Source organism: Burkholderia arboris (assembly GCF_038723655.1).
Lineage (GTDB): Bacteria > Pseudomonadota > Gammaproteobacteria > Burkholderiales > Burkholderiaceae > Burkholderia > Burkholderia arboris.
The window spans coordinates 725,508-741,708 of record NZ_CP109823.1 but is presented as its reverse complement, the minus strand read 5'-3'; the positions used below and the strand labels follow the sequence as shown (position 1 = coordinate 741,708).

The 16,201-nt window shown below is 67.0% G+C and carries 14 protein-coding genes and 2 pseudogenes; 4 read left to right on the top strand and 12 right to left on the bottom strand.

The features are described 5' to 3' along the window. Nucleotides 1-301: 301 nt before the first annotated feature. The 12 genes and pseudogenes from OHZ10_RS35965 to OHZ10_RS35910 all read right to left on the bottom strand — a co-directional run. Entirely contained in the window at nt 302-1,174 is an 873-nt protein-coding gene (locus OHZ10_RS35965) for a LysR substrate-binding domain-containing protein (RefSeq protein ID WP_342706041.1), read from the bottom strand. 47 nt (nt 1,175-1,221) lie between these two features. Beyond that, a complete protein-coding gene (locus OHZ10_RS35960) occupies nt 1,222-1,947 on the bottom strand; it encodes an amino acid ABC transporter ATP-binding protein (RefSeq protein ID WP_342706040.1) in 726 nt (241 codons plus the stop codon). A gap of 41 nt (nt 1,948-1,988) precedes the next feature. Further along, nucleotides 1,989-2,645, bottom strand: a complete 657-nt coding sequence (locus tag OHZ10_RS35955; RefSeq protein ID WP_174993641.1) for an amino acid ABC transporter permease — start codon at nt 2,643-2,645, stop codon at nt 1,989-1,991. Then, entirely contained in the window at nt 2,642-3,406 is a 765-nt protein-coding gene (locus OHZ10_RS35950; RefSeq protein WP_342706039.1) for an amino acid ABC transporter permease, read from the bottom strand. The genes OHZ10_RS35955 and OHZ10_RS35950 overlap by 4 nt, the downstream gene beginning before the upstream one ends. A gap of 43 nt (nt 3,407-3,449) precedes the next feature. Then, nucleotides 3,450-4,268, bottom strand: a complete 819-nt coding sequence (locus OHZ10_RS35945) for a transporter substrate-binding domain-containing protein (protein ID WP_059241015.1) — start codon at nt 4,266-4,268, stop codon at nt 3,450-3,452. 40 nt (nt 4,269-4,308) lie between these two features. Continuing rightward, nucleotides 4,309-5,382, bottom strand: coding sequence for an ABC transporter ATP-binding protein (locus tag OHZ10_RS35940; protein WP_174993643.1), 1,074 nt, complete (start codon nt 5,380-5,382; stop codon nt 4,309-4,311). 40 nt (nt 5,383-5,422) lie between these two features. Further along, the gene (locus tag OHZ10_RS35935) at nt 5,423-6,265 is read right to left on the bottom strand and encodes an ABC transporter permease (protein ID WP_059241013.1); all 843 of its coding nucleotides are present in this window, start codon (nt 6,263-6,265) and stop codon (nt 5,423-5,425) included. Further along, on the bottom strand, nt 6,262-7,188 hold the full coding sequence (locus OHZ10_RS35930; protein ID WP_342706038.1) for an ABC transporter permease: 927 nt from the start codon (nt 7,186-7,188) through the stop codon (nt 6,262-6,264). Before OHZ10_RS35930 ends, OHZ10_RS35935 begins: the two co-directional genes overlap by 4 nt. A 4-nt stretch (nt 7,189-7,192) precedes the next feature. Continuing rightward, nucleotides 7,193-8,290, bottom strand: coding sequence for an ABC transporter substrate-binding protein (locus OHZ10_RS35925; RefSeq protein WP_342706037.1), 1,098 nt, complete (start codon nt 8,288-8,290; stop codon nt 7,193-7,195). Between the two features lie 150 nt (nt 8,291-8,440). Further along, nucleotides 8,441-9,913 carry an aldehyde dehydrogenase family protein gene (locus OHZ10_RS35920; RefSeq protein ID WP_342706036.1) on the bottom strand — a complete coding sequence of 491 codons (1,473 nt, stop codon included), beginning with the start codon at nt 9,911-9,913 and terminating at the stop codon, nt 8,441-8,443. Beyond that, a complete protein-coding gene (locus tag OHZ10_RS35915) occupies nt 9,910-11,604 on the bottom strand; it encodes a 5-guanidino-2-oxopentanoate decarboxylase (RefSeq protein WP_342706035.1) in 1,695 nt (564 codons plus the stop codon). Before OHZ10_RS35915 ends, OHZ10_RS35920 begins: the two co-directional genes overlap by 4 nt. Before the next feature lie 253 nt (nt 11,605-11,857). Further along, nucleotides 11,858-12,091, bottom strand: a pseudogene (locus tag OHZ10_RS35910) (integrase core domain-containing protein); the annotation flags it as partial. A 128-nt stretch (nt 12,092-12,219) separates the two neighbouring features. Between OHZ10_RS35910 and OHZ10_RS35905 the strand changes: the two are divergent. The 4 genes and pseudogenes from OHZ10_RS35905 to OHZ10_RS35890 all read left to right on the top strand — a co-directional run. After that, nucleotides 12,220-12,471, top strand: a pseudogene (locus OHZ10_RS35905) (UTRA domain-containing protein); the annotation flags it as partial. Nucleotides 12,472-12,859: 388 nt separating this feature from the next. Continuing rightward, nucleotides 12,860-14,356: an MFS transporter gene (locus tag OHZ10_RS35900; RefSeq protein WP_342706034.1), complete on the top strand. Its 1,497-nt coding sequence runs from the start codon at nt 12,860-12,862 to the stop codon at nt 14,354-14,356. A gap of 8 nt (nt 14,357-14,364) precedes the next feature. Continuing rightward, nucleotides 14,365-14,952: a hydrolase gene (locus OHZ10_RS35895; protein WP_048246495.1), complete on the top strand. Its 588-nt coding sequence runs from the start codon at nt 14,365-14,367 to the stop codon at nt 14,950-14,952. Between the two features lie 58 nt (nt 14,953-15,010). Further along, complete coding sequence (locus tag OHZ10_RS35890) at nt 15,011-16,174, top strand: quinone oxidoreductase family protein (protein ID WP_059242533.1); 1,164 nt, start codon at nt 15,011-15,013, stop codon at nt 16,172-16,174. Nucleotides 16,175-16,201: the final 27 nt, after the last annotated feature.

Here is a 16,201-nt window from a genome sequence, read left to right as displayed (position 1 = left end):
CGAACGCCACTCTCGGTCGACCGCCACCGATCCGGAAAGCGCGAGCGTAGGTCTTGGCGTGGGTGTGTTCGTCGAGTCTTGTCAGATAAAGAGCAGGTACCCAGGTCGACTACGAGGCCAGCTCGATCGCTGCACACGTTGCTGTACGTGGAAACGAGGCAGGGTCAAGGTTCCGACTCGCATCGTCATCCCAGTCGACTTCATGCCGAGCAGACCTGCGCACTCGATCTGAACTGAATGACCCGGTTCATCCAAGCGGTCGAGAATGCTGCGTTCGCGGACCTGTCTGCCTGAGGGGACGTCACGCGCGCTCGCTCGCGATCCAGTCGCCGAACAGCTGGATCTTCTGTGGCTGCCCGGACCCGCCCGGATACACGAAGTAATACCCCATCCCAGTCGGGAGCGAGATGTCGAACGGCATCACGAGCCGGTGCGCCGCCACGTTTTCGTCCACCAGCGTCCGGTCGCCGATCGCGATGCCGTAACCGTCGATCGACGCTTGGGTCGCAAGGTCCAGCGTTTCGAAGCTCAACCCGCGCGTCGAATCGACGTGAGGCGCGCCAGCATGGTCGAGCCACCGTTTCCAGTCCCGATGATCGCGGGTCGGATGCAGCAGCGTATGATCGGCCAGGTCGTCGAGACTGGCCAGTGGCTGTCGCTCGAGCAGGCCCGGCGCGCAGACGGGCGTCAGCTGCTCGTCGAACAGCGGGATCGCATGCATGTCGGGGCCGGCGCCGGCCGCGTAGATCACCGCGGCATCGAACGGTTCCATGCGGAAATCGACGTGATGGTCCCAGGTCGTCGTGATCTGTACCTGGAGTTCGGGGTGCTCGGCCTGGAACCGCATGATGCGCGGCAGCATCCATTGCATCGTGCAAGTCGGCACCTTCAGCGCGAGCTCGGTGCGCCGGCGCGACAGGCGCATCGACACCTCTTCGATGCGCGCGAAACTTTCGCGCACCGTCGGCAGCAGCAGTTCGCCTTCCACCGTCAGCGTCAGGCCCTTCGGCGTGCGCTTGAACAGCGGGAACTGGTAGAAGCCCTCGAGCGCGAGGATCTGCCGGCTCACGGCACCCTGCGTCAGGCACAGCTGCTCGGCGGCGCGCGTAAAGCTGCCGTTGCGGGCGACGATGTCGAAGATCTGCAGCGCGTTGAGGGAAGGAAGTCGTTTCATCGGAAGGGCTGGCGTGGAACGGACGGCAGGATGCGCCGCGGCATGGCTCAGTGCAGGATCTTCGCGAGGAAGTCCTTCGCGCGTTCCGATTTCGGATTCGAGAAGAAATCGTCCTTGCGGTCGTCCTCGACGATCGCGCCCTTGTCCATGAAGATCACGCGATGCGCGACCTTCTTCGCGAAGCCCATCTCGTGCGTGACGACCATCATCGTCATCCCTTCCTGCGCGAGTTCGACCATCACGTCGAGCACTTCGTTGATCATCTCGGGATCGAGCGCGGACGTCGGCTCGTCGAACAGCATCGCGATCGGGTCCATCGACAGCGCGCGCGCGATCGCGACACGCTGCTGCTGACCGCCCGACAGCTGGCCCGGAAACTTGTGCGCGTGCGCCTTCAGGCCGACGCGATCGAGCAGCTTCATGCCCTTCTCGTTCGCCTCGTCCTTGCCGCGGCCGAGCACCTTGACCTGCGCAAGCGTCAGGTTCTCGGTGATCGACAGGTGCGGGAACAGCTCGAAATGCTGGAACACCATCCCGACCTTCGAGCGCAGCTTCGACAGGTTCGTCTTCCTGTTGCCGACCGACTGGTCGTTCACGAGGATCTCGCCCTGCTGGAACGGCTCGAGGCCGTTCACGGTCTTGATCAGCGTCGACTTGCCCGAGCCCGACGGGCCGCACACGACGACCACTTCACCTTTGTTGACCTCGGTCGTGCAGTCGGTGAGGACCTGAAACTGGCCGTACCACTTCGAAACGTTGCTGATGGAAATCATGGGGGATACCTGCATCGTAATGAGGCGCGCGTGGCGCCGGTTCAGCGTGCCTTCGCGACGCGGTAGCGGCGTTCGAGCACGCGGGCGTACCACGTCAACGGGAAGCACATCGCGAAGTAGAGCAGCGCGACCATCGCATAGATCGGAAACGGCTTGAATACCGCGTTGGTGATGATGTTGCCGGTCTTGGTCAGTTCGGTCAGCCCGATGATCGACGTGAGTGCGGTGCTCTTCACCGCCTGCACGAGGAAACCGACGGTCGGCGGCAGCGCGATCTTCCACGCCTGCGGCCACACCACGTAGCGCAGCTGCTGAGTCCACGTCATGCCAAGGCTTGCCGCCGCACTCCATTGGCCGCGCGGTACCGCGTCGACACAGCCGCGCCAGATGTCGGCCAGATAGGCGCTGGCGTTCAGCGTCAGCACGACCGACGCGGCGACCCATGGCGTCACGTCGATGCCGATGAGCGGCAATCCAAAAAATCCTAGGAACAGTTGCATCAGCAACGGCGTGCCCTGGAATACCTCGACGTACAGGATCACGAAGCGGCGCAGCGCGGCCGACGCCGAGATGCGCATCGCGAGCAGCGCGAAGCCGCCGATGCTGCCGCCGACGAACGTGATCAGCGACAGCAGCAAGGTCCAGCGTGCGGCGAGCAGCAGGTTCCACGCAATATCCTGGAAGGTGAATTCGATCATCGTGCACGCTCCGTCGACAGGCCGGTTTCAGGGGAGCGGGCGCGCCACGCGAGGCGGGCAATGCAGGTGCGCCGCGGTGCGGCGGCCGCGCCGTGCGCCGTGCGGCCCGAGAACAGTCGCCGGCCGATGCGATTGAGCAACATACGCAGCGCGATCGACAGCAGCAGGTAAATTGCGGTCACGACGATGTAGATCTCGAACGCACGGAAATTGCGCGACTGGATGAAGTTCGCCGCGTAGGTCAGGTCGGGCACCGAGATCTGCGACACGACGGCCGAGCCGAGCATCACGATCAGTACCTGCCCGAGCAGCGCGGGGTACACATTCGCGAGCGCCTGCGGCAGCACGACGTGACCGAACACCTGCCGGCCGTGCAGCCCGAGCGCCCTTGCGGCCTGTACTTGCCCTTGCGGCACCGATTCGATGCCGGCGCGCAGGATCTCGACCGCATACGCGCCCAGGTTGACCGTCATGGCCAGCACGGCCGCCTGCACTTCGTCGATGTGTACGCCGATTGCTGGCAGCCCGAAGAAGATGAAGAACAACTGGACCAGAAACGGCGTATTGCGGATCAGCTCGACGTAGGCCGAGACGAGCGCACGCGCCCAGCGCGGGCCGGCGAGTGCGGTCCATGCGCCGGCGGTGCCGATCAGGCCGCCGAGCGCGGTGGCGGTCGCGGTGAGGCCGAGCGTCACGCCGATTCCGCGCGCAAGCATGCCGGCGTAGAGGCCGAAATCGCTGAAGTCGAACACGTAGGTCATCGCGATGCCTTTCGTCGTGAATACGGGGCGGGGGCGGCGCGCATCACAGGTCGGCCGGCAGCGCCGCGTGCAGCCACTTCTGCGACAACGTGTTCAGCGTGCCGCTCTTCTTCGCGCCGGCGATCGCGTCGTTGACCTTCTGCATCAGGCGCGCTTCGTTCTTGTTCAGGCCGACGTGATCGGGCGAGCTGAACAGCGAGAATTTCTGTTCCGGATCGATCGACGGATGACGCGCGATGATCGTCGCGCCGACGTCGTTGCCGACCACCAGCAGCTGCGCCTGTCCCGACAGGAACGCCGCGATCGCACCGTTCGGATCGTCGAAGCGCTTGATCGTCGCGCTCGGCGGCGCGACCTTGCTGACGCTCAGGTCTTCGAGCGTACCGCGCGCGACCGCGACCGATTTGCCGGCGAGATCGGCGGTGCCCTTCACGGCGAGCGACTTCGGGCCGAATACCGCGAGGTAGTACGGCGCGTAGGCGTTCGAGAAGTCGATTACCTTTGCGCGTTCCGGCGTCTGTCCGACCGACAACAGCATGTCGGTCTTGCGGTCGGCGAGATAGGCCATCCGGTTGTCGCCGGTGACCTGCACGAGCTCGACCTTCGCGTTGAGCGCCTTGCCGATCAGCGTCGCCATGTCGATGTCGTAACCTTGCGGCTTCATGTCGGGGCCGATCGAGCCGAACGGCGGGTAGTCCTCGAACACGCCGATGCGCACGACGCCGGATTTCGCGATCGTGTCGAGTGCGTCGGCATGTGCGAGCGGCGCGACGGCGGCGAGACCCGCCGCGCAGGTGCAGACGAGGGCGGTGCGGGCGAGCAGGCGTCGCACGAGACGGTGGGCTTGGGTCGATGCGTTCATGATGGAGTCCTTGTTGCTGCGCTGGGGAAAGAACAGGAAATCAGGCGCCGCGTGCGGCGATCAGCTTGCATGCATGCGCGGGTAGCTCGGCGGCGACCGGCATGCCGACGTGCAGGTCGGGCGTTTCGCGCGGCGTCGTCGCGGCCGTCAGCGTGAAGCCGCGGCAATCGATCGTCGCCTCGATCGACGCGCCGACGTCACGAACGAACGTGACTGTGCCGGCGAGCGTGTTCGGCGCGGACGGCGAGACCGAGGCCGCGCGCACGCACACGTCCTCGGGGCGAATCAGCAGGCGCACGGCGTCGTCCGCCCGCGGCGCGTCGGGCGCGCGCCGGATCGCGAGCCGTTGTCCGCCCGGCAGCACGATCGCGTCGTCTCCGTCGCACGCGACCGGTAGGATGTTGCCGAGGCCGATGAAGTCGGCGACGAATTCGTTGACCGGATCGCGGTAGATGTCGAGCGGCCGGCCCACCTGCTGTATCCGGCCTTTCTCCATCACGACGATCTCGTCGGCCATCGTCATCGCTTCGCGCTGGTCGTGCGTGACCATGATCGTCGTGATGCCGAGCCGTTGCTGGAGCAGTCGGATCTCGACCTGCATCGCCTCGCGCAGCTTCGCGTCGAGCGCCGACAACGGTTCGTCGAGCAGCAGCAGGCGCGGCGACGACGCGATCGCGCGTGCAATCGCGACGCGCTGGCGCTGCCCGCCCGAGAGTTGCGTGACGAGCCGGTCGGCCATGTGCGGCAGCTGGATCAACTCCAGCAACTCGGCGACGCGCCGCGCCTGCGCGGCCTTGGCCGTCTTGCGCAGCCGCAGCGGGTACGCGATGTTCTGCGCGACGGTCATGTGCGGAAACAGCGCGAGCGACTGAAACACCATGCCGAAGTCGCGCCGGTTGGCGGGCACGTTCGTGAGGTCGTGGCCGGCGAACGTCAGGGTGCCGGAGGTCGGCGTTTCGAGGCCGGCGATGATCCGCATCAGCGTGGTCTTGCCGCAGCCGGACGGGCCGAGGAAGCAGACAAGCTTGCCGTCCGGCACCGACAGGTCGACGTGATCGACCGCATACGCCTGATGGAAGCGCTTCGTCACGTTCTGGAGGATGAGCTGGGTCATGAGGGGTCCTTGCGCGGGCGGGAGCGGGGCAGGGCGCGCGTCAGAGCGCGACGCCCTTGTCGCCGACGAGTTTTTCGAGCATCCAGATCAGTGCGAAGTCGATCGCGACGGTGAACACGGCGAAGCAGAACACGGTCGGGTCGAGCGACGACACGGTGCGGCTGTAGAGCCAGACGGGCAGGGTCATCGTGTCGATGCTGTACAGGAAGAACGTCACCGTGAATTCGTTGAACGACACGATGAACGCGAACAGCATCCCGGCGAGAATGCCGGGCCGCATCAGCGGCAGCACGACGTCGACGAGCGCGCGGCGCGGGCTCGCGCCCATCAGGCACGCGGCTTCCTCGAAGTCGGGGCCGATCGAGGCGACCGAGGCTGCGCAGTTCTTCACGGTGAACGGCAGCGTCAGGATCACGTGGGCGACGACGAGCCGCGCGATGCCGAGTTCGACCGGCAGCGCGTTGAACACGATCAGCAGCGCGAGGCCGAGCATCACGAGCGGATAGACGATCGGCAGCGCGACTAGCTGCTCGACGAGCGTCTTGCCGCGGAAGCGGTAGCGCGACAGTGCGTACGCCGCGGGTACCGACACGGCGGTCGCGATCAGCATCGTCGCGACCGCGACGACGAGGCTCGTCGTCAACGCGGCGCCCATCGACTGCGCGCTGCCCGCGTCGGACGAGACGAACGTCTGCCATGCGGCGCGATACCAGTGCAGGCTGAATTCACGCGGCGGGAATTCGAGCGTGCCCGACGCGCCGAACGACATCGTGATCATCGTCAGGATCGGCAGCGCGGCGAGGAACAGCACGAGCGTCGCGAGTGCCCCCGTTACGCGTCCGAGGCGGCCGGGCATGGGCGTGCGCAGGAGCAGGGCGTTCATCGGTTCACCTCGCCGGCACGTTGCAGGGTGCGCACGAGGCGCTGGGAAACCGCCATGACGACGAGCGTCGCGCCCATCAGCACGATGCCCGATGCCGATGCGGCCGGCCAGTTGAGCAGCGGTGCGACCTGGTCGTGCACGAGCACCGCGAGCATCGGCACGCGCCGGCCACCGAGCAGCAGCGGCACCGCGAATGCGCTGGCGTTGTACGCGAACACGAGCAGCGCACCCGAGACGAGGCCGGGCATCGCGAGCGGCAGCGTCACGTGCCGCAGCGTTTGCCAGCGGCTCGCGCCGAGCGTCGCGGCGGCTTCGTCGTACGCGCGGGACACCGCGCGCAGCGCGCTCGACAGCGGCAGCACCGCGAGCGGGAACGCGGTCTGGATCAGGCCGAGCAGCACGCCGTGCTCGCGGTACAGCAATTGCAGCGGCCGCCCGATCATGCCGGTGGCGAGCAGCGCGCGGTTGAGCAACCCGGCCGGGCCGAGCATCACGAGCCAGCCGTACCCTTGCAGCAGCAGGTTCACGAGCAGCGGCAGCAGTACGCCGGCGAGCAGTAGCCGGCGCGCGAGCCGCGATTCGGTGCGCGCCATCGCGAGCGCAACCGGGATCGCGAGCAGCACCGCGCATACCATGCTCTGGAACGCGAGACGCAGCGTGAGCCACAGCGACGTCGTGAAGTACGGATCCGCGAGATCGGCGTAGTTCTGCAGCGTGAAGGTCCGCCATTCGTCGCCGGACACGCCGACGCTCATTCGCAACACCGTGAGCGTCGCGGCGGCAAGCACCGCGAGGAACGCGAGGATCGGTGCGAGCAGCAGCCACGGCGGCATGCCGGCCAGCGCGGCGGCGGTGTCGGGGCCGGCACCGGCCGTTCCGGCGCCGGCCGACCCTGCATCGCGGGGGGAGGGCAGGGAGGCCATGTCGTTATGCCGAGAAGAGGCTCGTGTAGCGCTTGATCCACGCGGGCTGGACGGCCGCGAGCGCCTTGTCGTCGTGCAGCAAGGCCTTCTCCGCGATCTGCTGCGGCGACGGCACGAACGCGCGGCTTTCCGCGGGAATCACGGCCTTGCCGTTCACCGGGCCGTTCAGCACATCGGCCGCCATCCGGCCCTGCACGCCCGCGTCGAGCGAATGGTTGATGAACGCATGAATCAGGTCGAGGTCGCCCGGGTGCGCCTTCGGGATCACGGTGAACATCAGTTGCGTCGCGAAGCCCTCCTTCATCCCGTACGTCACGCCCATCTTGTAGTCGGGCTTGCGGATCTGGTCCGGGAAGAACGCGGGCGAATAGATGCCGCCGATGTCGAGCGAGCCGGTGCGGAACAGGTCGGCTACCTGGTTCGGGTTTTCGCCGAGCGTCATCACGCGATCCTTCAACTGCGCGAGCTTCCTGAATCCCGGATCGATGTTCTGCTGCGAACCACCGGCCAGCTTCGCGGCGATGATCGCGAGGTCGACCGCTTCGGCCCACTCGGGCGGCGGCAGGAACAGGCGGCCCGCATACTTCGGATCCCACAGTGCCTCGTAGCTCGACGGCGCGCTCTTCACGGTCGCCGTGTTGTAGATCAGCCCGTCCGACCACAGCAGGTAGCCGATGCCGAAGCCGTTCGCGCCGGTGCGGTATTGCGGCGCGACGTCCTTCAGGTTCGGCAGCCGGTTCAGGTCCGGCTTCGCGAGCAGGCCCGCATCGGCGAGACCCGCCGCGCCCACGCCGGCGAGCGTGATGACATCGTAGGTCGGCCGTTCACCCGCGGCCTTGACCTTCGCGACCATGCCCGACGTGCCGTCCGCACGATCGGCGATCACGCGTGCGCCGGTCTGCTTGCTGAAGGTTTCCGCGATGTTGCGCAGCGCGGCCGCGCCGGTATCGTCCGACCAGGTGAGCAGGCGCAGCGTCTTGCCGGCGAAGCTGCTCGACTGTGCCTTCGCAGTACTGATGAACGGCATCGGAAGGGCGGATGCGGCGAGTGCCGTGCCGAGGGTTTTGATCACCTGCCTTCTGCCCACCTTGAAGTGTTGCATGGCCGTCTCCTGATGAACGATGCCGTGTGGTTCGATGCCGCTCGCCGAACGGCGGCGCGGGGTGTGGATGAACTGTAGGGAGGTCAAATTTCCGCAACAAACGAAATATCCGCATGCGCGGCATGACATAAACGCATGGGCTGCGCGACCTCAGCGGGCCGGCAACATGACCTGCTTGATCTCCTGGAACGCGGCCAGCCCGAACGGACCGAGCTCGCGTCCGATGCTGCTGCGCTTGTAGCCGCCCCATGAGGTTTGCGGATAGATCAGCTGCGGCGTGTTGATCCACACGACGCCTGCCTCGAGCGCGTCGGCGACCCGCTTGCCGCGTGCCGTGTCGCGCGTGACGACGGTGGCGACGAGCCCGTACTCGGTATCGTTGGCGGCCGCGATCGCGTCGTCTTCGGTGTCGAACGCGCGTACGCACAGCACCGGGCCGAAGATTTCCTCATACCAGAGCGTGCTGTCGGCCGGCACGTCGGCGAACAGCGCGGGCCGGATGAAGTAGCCGGGGCCGTCGAGCACGTCGCCGCCCGTCACGAGCCGCGCGCCGTCGGCCCGGCCTTGCGCGATGTGGCGCTTCACGCGTTCGTATTGCGCGCGGTTCGTCAGCGGACCCATCTGCACGCCGGGCGAGAACGGCGGGCCGACGACGGTCGCGTCGATCCGCCGCGCGAGGCGCGCGATCAGCTCGCGGGCGAGCGGGGCGGCGACGAGCACGCGCGAGGTTGCCGAACACATCTGCCCGGCGTTGAAGAGGCCGCCGCCCGCGATCAGTTCGACCGCATGATCGAGATCGGCATCGTCGAACACGACGATCGACGACTTGCCGCCGAGTTCGAGGCCGACGCCCTTTATCGTGTCGGCGGCCGTTTTCATGACCTGTGCGCCGACCGCCGTGCTGCCGGTAAACGACACCTTCGCGACGAGCGGATGCGCACACAGCCGCGCGCCGACATCGTGGCCGGTGCCCGTCACGACGTTCAGCACGCCAGGCGGCAGGCCGGCCTCGGCGACGATCGCGGCGAGTTCGAGTTCGGGCAGCGGCGTGATCTCGGACGGCTTCAGCACGACGGTGCAACCGGCCGCGAGCGCGGGCGCGAGCTTCCACGCGGTCGTCACCATCGGGAAATTCCACGGCACGATCAGCGCGGCGACGCCGGCGGGTTCACGCCGGATCCACGCACGATGGTCGCCGCCGGGCAGCGGCACCTCGGTTTCGCCGTCCATGTCGAGGCGGTCCGCGAGGCCTGCGTAGTAGTCGAAGGTGGCGATCACGTCCGCGACGTCGATCTCGGCTTCGGCGAATGGCTTGCCGTTGTTGAGCGACTGCAGTGTCGCGAGCCGCACGCGGCGCGCTTCGACACCGCGTGCGATCGCGCGGAGCAGGGCCGCGCGCACGGCGCCGGTTGTGCGTTTCCAGCCGGGAAACGCGCGCGATGCGGCTTGCACGGCACGCTCGACGTCTGCCTCGCCGCCCGCGCTAACGTCGGCGAGGACCGCTTCCGTCGACGGATCGACGACGGGCAGCGTCGCGCCGCTGAAGCTCGTGCGCCACGTACCGTCGATGAAATGGTGCGTGTGCAGAGGCGGATCGATCGCGAGATCGGGCGTCGTGCTCATTGCTGCACCTGACCGAACCAGGTTGCCTCGTCGATTTCGATCACGGTCGGAATCGCGCGTGTTGCGGCGTCGCGCAGCGCCATGGACAGCGCGTCGGGCGTCGCGGCTGCTTGCGCCGCGCAGCCGAAACCGCGTGCGAGTGCCTGGAAATCGGGCGTATAGGGATCGACGCCGACCGGCGTGATGTCGCGCGCGACCATGTATTTGCGGATCTCTCCGTAGCCGCGGTTGTTCCAGACGATCACGATCACCGGCACGCGTGCCTCGACCGCGCTCGCGAGCTCCGGCAGCGTGAACTGCAGGCCGCCGTCACCGATCAGGCATACGACCGGCCGCGCAGGCGCGGCAAGCTTGGCGCCGATCGCGGCGGGCAGCCCGTAGCCGAGCGTGCCGTAGCCGGTCGACGAGTTGAACCAGCTGCGTGGCGCCGGTGCATCGTGCGTGAAATTGCCGACGTAGACGGGGCTCGTCGAATCGCCCGCGACGATCGCGCCGGGCAGCGCCGCGACGATCGTGTCGATCAGCCGCGCCTGCGCGCGCGCGGGGCCGTCGTGGCCGGATGCGATCGCGGCGCGTACAGCGGCCACTCGAGGCGCGCCCCAGCCGGCCTCGGGTGTCGGCGCCGGCCGTTCGTGCAGTCGGGTCGACAGCGCGCCGAGCGCCAGCCGGGAATCGCCGGCGATGGCGATTTCCGCGCGTGCGTTGCGCATCAGCTGTTGCGCGTCGATGTCGATGCGGATCAACCGGCCGTCGATCGCGAAGCCGCCGTCGAACGTGACGTCGTAATCGGTTTCGCCAAGCTCGGTGCCGACGGCGAGCACCACGTCGGCGTCGCGGATCGCCGCGCGGGTGGCCGGCAGCGACTGGGTGGAGCCGATCAGCAACGGGTGGCCGGCCGGCAGCAACCCCTTTGCGTTGATCGTCAGCGCGACCGGCGCGTGCAGGCGTTCGGCGAGTTCGCGCAGTTCCGCCGCTGCGCGGATGGCGCCGCCGCCCGCGAGGATCAGCGGCCGGCGTGCGTGCGCGAGCAGGTCGGCGGCCGCCCCGAGCGCATTCGCATCCGGCGCGGGTCGCGCGGGCAGCGCGAGCGGCGCGGCGGGCAGCGCCGGTGCCGGCATCACGATCACGTCGAGCGGAATTTCGATATGCACGGGCCGCGGCCGCGCGCTTTCGAAAACCGCGAATGCGCGCGCGAGCACCTGTGGCAGGTCGGCCGCGTCGAGCAGCGTGTGCGAGAACGCGGTGAGTCCCGCAAACACGTCGCGCTGCGACGGCAGTTCGTGCAGGCGGCCGTCGCCGCTGCCGAGTTCGCGCCGTGCGTTGACGCTCGAGATTACCAGCATCGGGATCGAATCCGCGTAGGCCTGTGCCATCGCGGTCGCGATATTGGTCATCCCCGGCCCGGTGATGATGAAGCAGACACCCGGCCGGCCCGTGACGCGTGCGTAGCCGTCGGCCATGAAGCCGGCCCCCTGTTCGTGGCGCGGCGTTACATGGCGTATCGACGACTCGGCCAGGCCGCGATAGAGCTCGACGGTATGCACGCCGGGAATGCCGAACACGCATTCGACGCCCTGGCGCTCGAGCAGGTCGACGAGCGCTTCGCCACAGGTGCGGGGGTGGGCAGTGAACGGTGCCGCCGTGGCCGTACGGGCCTCGGCGATGCAGGAGACGGTGGCAGGATGGTTCATGGATCGTGGGGTGTCGGTTGGGAGGGTGAGTGGCCCGTACCGCAAGCGAGGGGCATGAAGCGGATTGTCGGCGTCGATCCGGGGCGCCAACAATCGATTAGTTTTCATGCGCGGCATGAGCGCCGTGCATGGCGGAGACGACACATCGCCAAACCGCGGGAAAGTATTCCCGCGAAGAAATCACTGAACCGGCTTACGTCGGCAGCGTGTGCGCCCAGCGTGGATTTGACCTGCGGCGGAATTTTGTAGCCAATCAGGCAGGGAGTCTCGCGTCGATAGTATCGGAATCCAGCCAGGCTCGACGGACCGTGGCGGGAGGTTGATAGCGATGTGCGCTATGGGGTCGGCGCTCGTTGTAGAACTGTCGCCAGCGTTCGATGAGCACCTTGGCTTCGGCGCGGCTGCGGAACCATTCCCGGTTCAGCAATTCGTCACGCAGTATGCCGTTGAAGCTCTCGACGAACCCGTTTTGCCACGGACTGCCTGGCCTCTCGGCCTCTCGCAAGATGCGGATGATCTGCTCGTCGGTAAATCGCTTCTTCATCGAGTTCTCCTTGCTTCCAGGATAAAAGAGAACTCACTTGCCAAATGGCTACAAGAAACGCATCAGGTCATCCCGCGTATCTGGAACAGGACTTCACGGTCGAGACGCCGAATCACTACATGGTGCGGCTTGCGCCGATCCAGCGCGCGGAGTTCCGGATCTACGCGCAGAAGCCCGACGCGCAGGTGCGCCGGCACCTCGTGATGGAAATCGGCGAGCCGTGTCTGTTATTGAGGCGCCCCACGTGGGTCGGCGAGCATGTCGCGACGTCGGTGCGCTTGTGGCATCCGGCATCGCGGTTTCATCTGGCGGGGAAGGTGTGAGCCTGCGGGTTGCCACCCGGCGGCTCAACCCCACGTAGCGATATGCGTTTCATCGTGCCGGTCTAGAGCGACTGCTCTGAATTCTCGCCGCACTGCCGCATAAAACGGTCATCAGCCGGTGGGGGTACGCCGGGGCAAATCATTTCGTATGCACCCGGCAAGATTCGTCGCGTTCCCGGGATAAGGCCGTCCGACAAGGGGTACGGCGAGTTTTCCGTCGTTATTCCCGACCTGCCGTGGCCGCTTTTGCACATCCGGCTCGCGATCTGCATTCAAGCGACGAATCTGTGCATCGCAACAATCCATTTCATTCACGGCAATCGTCCCGGTAAGGTGAACGCACGTTCGAATTTGCTCGAACGAAGCGAATCCACTCCTTGACGATGCCATGAAAACGACTCCCGATCGACCAGCGGAAGCGTCACCCTCGCGCCCCGGCGTCCCGCCGGCAGGCGGCGGAAATGCACGCGCGGCGGGCCTGCGCCTGCCGACCCGGCTGGTGGGTCCGATTGTGCTCGGGACGCTGCTCAACGCGCTGAACTCGTCGATGATCGCGGTCGCGCTCGTCAGCATCCAGCAGGCGTTCAACCCGCAGGGGCATGAACGCATCGACACGATGTGGCTCGTGTCGGGCCTTTATCTCGCGACGGCGGTCGGCCAGCCGACGATGGGGCGGCTCGCCGACCGGTTCGGTGCGAAGCGGATTTTCTGCATCGGCCTTGCGATCGTATTGATCGCGTCCGCGCTCGCGCCGTTCGCGCCGTCGCTCGAGTGGCTGATCGCATCGCGCGTCGCGCTCGGCATCGGCACGTCCGCCGCGTATCCGGCCGGCATGGCGATGATCCGCGCCTGGTCGCAGCGACACGCGAACGGCGCGACGCCGACGGGCGGCCTCGGCGCGATCTCGGTCGCGGCACAGGTGGCCGTCGCGTTCGGGCCGCCGCTTGGCGGCGCGCTCGTGCAGTTCGCCGGCTGGCGCGCGATCTTCTGGATCAACGTGCCGATCGTGCTGCTGGCCTTCGTGCTGGCGTGGCTGTGGATTCCGGCCGACGTCGTCCCGCGCGGCGCGCAGGAACGCCGCACGCTGCGGGGCACGCTGAAGGAGCTGGATCTGCCGGGCGTCGCGCTGTTCGTCCTGACGCTCGCGAGCCTGCTGCTGTTCCTGCAATCGGTAACGCACGAGCCCGACTGGCTGCTGCTGGTTGCGACGCTGGTTCTGTGCCCGATGCTCGTCGGGCGCGAGCGGCGGGCCGCGACGCCGCTGATCGACATCCGCATGCTGAGCGACAACCGTGCACTCACGAGCACGTACCTGCGCTGCGTCGGCACCTACGCGGTGTTCTACGCGATCTTCTATGCGCTGCCGATGTGGCTGCAGGAAGCCAAGCACCTGTCCGCCGCCGATGCCGGCCTCGTGATGCTGCCGGTCGCCGGGATCGGCACCGTGGCGACGATGTTCGCGACCCGCCTCGCACACCGTCACGGCTCGCGGCCGGTGCTGATCATCGGCTCCGCGATGCTGTGCGTCGGCAGCGTCGTGATGAGTCTCCTCACCAGCGCGATGCCGGTCTGGTCGATCGTGCTGCTGTCGATCGTGTTCGGCGTACCGAACGGCTTCAACAATCTCGGCAACCAGGCGGCGCTCTACCAGAGCGCGCCGCACGACCGGATCGGCACGGCCTCGGGGCTGTACCGCACCGCGCAGTATGTCGGCGGCAGCCTGTCGTTTGCGCTCGTCGGGCTGGCGCTCGGCCATCCGGCGAGCGATCGCGGCCTGCGCGAGCTGGCCATTGTCCTGGCGGTCATCAGCGTGCTGCTGCTGCTCAACGCGGCATCGAGCCGGCACCTGGATGCCGCCGCTTCTTCCATCTCCCAACAGAAGTGAGGTGTTACATGTCCATTCCGACGCTCAATCGCACGGTTGCCCTGGTCGCCATCGATCTGCAGAACGGCATCGTGTCGCTGCCGGTCGTGCCGTACACCGGCGCGCAGGTCGTGGCGAAAACGGTCGAGCTCGCGACCGCGTTCCGCGCGCTGCAGCTTCCCGTCATCTACGTGCACACGAGCTACCAGCCGGACGGCGGCGTGGCGCTGAAGGTCAAGACGGATGCGCCGTCGGCGCCGCCGAATCTCGATCCCGAATGGAGCGCGTTCGCGCCGGCGCTCGGCGTGGCGCCGTCCGACATCGTCGTGACGAAGCACCAGTGGGGCGCGTTCACCGGCACCGACCTCGACGTGCAGCTGCGCCGGCGCGGCATCACGGACATCGTGCTGACCGGGATCGCAACCAACATCGGCGTCGAATCGACGGCGCGCCAGGCATACGAGAACAACTACAACGTCGTCGTCGTCAGCGACGCGGTCAGCACGTCGTCCACCGACGCGCAGACCTTCGCGCTGACGCAGATCTTCCCGAAGCTCGGGCAGGTGGCCGCGACGGCCGACGTGGAGGCGGCACTGGAGCAGGCGTTTTCGCGCTGAACGAAGCGGCGTGTTCGGCGTGCACCATTCATACAGAGCCATTTAACGAGGCATGACGATGATCAAGACCGATGCATGGGTTCTTTACGCAGGACCGGAACCGAGCAAGAAGCAGGCGCCCGTGGCGGGCGAGCTGCGTCGCGAAACCTTCGAATTCTCCGATCTGGAAGCCGGCGAGGTGCTGGTCGAGCCGCTGTACGGATCGTGGGAAGCGAACCTCGACCACGCGCTGTCGCGCAATCCGGTCGACATCTGCCGGCAGCGCCGCGAGGACAAGATCGTGCTCGGCAACGGTGCGCTGGTGCGCATCGTCGAGCGCGGCCGCGGCGTGAAGACGCTGAAGGAAGGCGAGATCTGCATGGTGATGCCGTTCGGCAAGCGCGACGAATACGGGTTCGCCGAACTCGTCTACGCGTACGACGCACCGGGCACGATCGGCGTGATGGCGCAGCGGACCAAGATGCGCGCCGACAACCTCGTGGCGGTGCCGACGGACAGCCGGCATTCGCTGCTGCAATGGGCGACGTACGGCCGCTACTTCACCGCGTGGGACAACTGGAAGGTGGCGTCGGCGTGCTGGCGCTCGCAGTTGCCGGACGTCGATCCGGCCGACTACCTGGTATTCGGCTGGGGCGGCGGCACGACGCTCGCCGAACTGCAGCTCGCGAAGCGCGAAGGCTTTCGCGTCGCGATGACGGCGAGCAACGACCGGCGCCTCGAGGAGCTCGCGAAGCTCGGCATCACGCCGGTCGATCGCCGCAAGTTCCCGAATCTCGCGTATGACGACGAGCGCTACAAGACCGATCCCGAGTATCAGGCGAGCTATCGCGAGTCGGAGCGCGTGTTCGCGGAGACGATCGCGGAACTGAGCGGCGGCCGCGGCGTCGCGATCTTCCTCGACAACCTCGGCGGCGCGCTGTATCGCTCGACGATGCGCGTGGTCGGCCGCACCGGCATCGTCACGACGGTCGGCTGGAAGACCGGGATGCGCCTGTGGAACCTGCGCGCGACGGAATGCATCAACCGCCGCCTGCACATCCACACGCACGCGTGGCGCTACGACGACAGCATCACGATCCGCGACTTCCAGGAAACGAGCGGCTGGATCGGCGAGGAGCCGACCGAGATCTTCGATTTCGACGAAGTGCCGAAGCTCGCGTCCGACTACCTGAACGGGAAGATCCAGACGTATTTCCCGATCTACCGGATCAACGCCGTCTGAGCGACAGGTCGCGCGCCGCGCCCCGCA

What these genes read in the sequence shown, in the direction of transcription:
- OHZ10_RS35965 (WP_342706041.1), bottom strand. Translation starts at nt 1,174, where the DNA reads ATGAAACGACTTCCTTCCCTCAACGCGCTGCAGATCTTCGACATCGTC.
- OHZ10_RS35960 (WP_342706040.1), bottom strand. Translation starts at nt 1,947, where the DNA reads ATGATTTCCATCAGCAACGTTTCGAAGTGGTACGGCCAGTTTCAGGTC.
- OHZ10_RS35955 (WP_174993641.1), bottom strand. Translation starts at nt 2,645, where the DNA reads ATGATCGAATTCACCTTCCAGGATATTGCGTGGAACCTGCTGCTCGCC.
- OHZ10_RS35950 (WP_342706039.1), bottom strand. Translation starts at nt 3,406, where the DNA reads ATGACCTACGTGTTCGACTTCAGCGATTTCGGCCTCTACGCCGGCATG.
- OHZ10_RS35945 (WP_059241015.1), bottom strand. Translation starts at nt 4,268, where the DNA reads ATGAACGCATCGACCCAAGCCCACCGTCTCGTGCGACGCCTGCTCGCC.
- OHZ10_RS35940 (WP_174993643.1), bottom strand. Translation starts at nt 5,382, where the DNA reads ATGACCCAGCTCATCCTCCAGAACGTGACGAAGCGCTTCCATCAGGCG.
- OHZ10_RS35935 (WP_059241013.1), bottom strand. Translation starts at nt 6,265, where the DNA reads ATGAACGCCCTGCTCCTGCGCACGCCCATGCCCGGCCGCCTCGGACGC.
- OHZ10_RS35930 (WP_342706038.1), bottom strand. Translation starts at nt 7,188, where the DNA reads ATGGCCTCCCTGCCCTCCCCCCGCGATGCAGGGTCGGCCGGCGCCGGA.
- OHZ10_RS35925 (WP_342706037.1), bottom strand. Translation starts at nt 8,290, where the DNA reads ATGCAACACTTCAAGGTGGGCAGAAGGCAGGTGATCAAAACCCTCGGC.
- OHZ10_RS35920 (WP_342706036.1), bottom strand. Translation starts at nt 9,913, where the DNA reads ATGAGCACGACGCCCGATCTCGCGATCGATCCGCCTCTGCACACGCAC.
- OHZ10_RS35915 (WP_342706035.1), bottom strand. Translation starts at nt 11,604, where the DNA reads ATGAACCATCCTGCCACCGTCTCCTGCATCGCCGAGGCCCGTACGGCC.
- OHZ10_RS35900 (WP_342706034.1), top strand. Translation starts at nt 12,860, where the DNA reads ATGAAAACGACTCCCGATCGACCAGCGGAAGCGTCACCCTCGCGCCCC.
- OHZ10_RS35895 (WP_048246495.1), top strand. Translation starts at nt 14,365, where the DNA reads ATGTCCATTCCGACGCTCAATCGCACGGTTGCCCTGGTCGCCATCGAT.
- OHZ10_RS35890 (WP_059242533.1), top strand. Translation starts at nt 15,011, where the DNA reads ATGATCAAGACCGATGCATGGGTTCTTTACGCAGGACCGGAACCGAGC.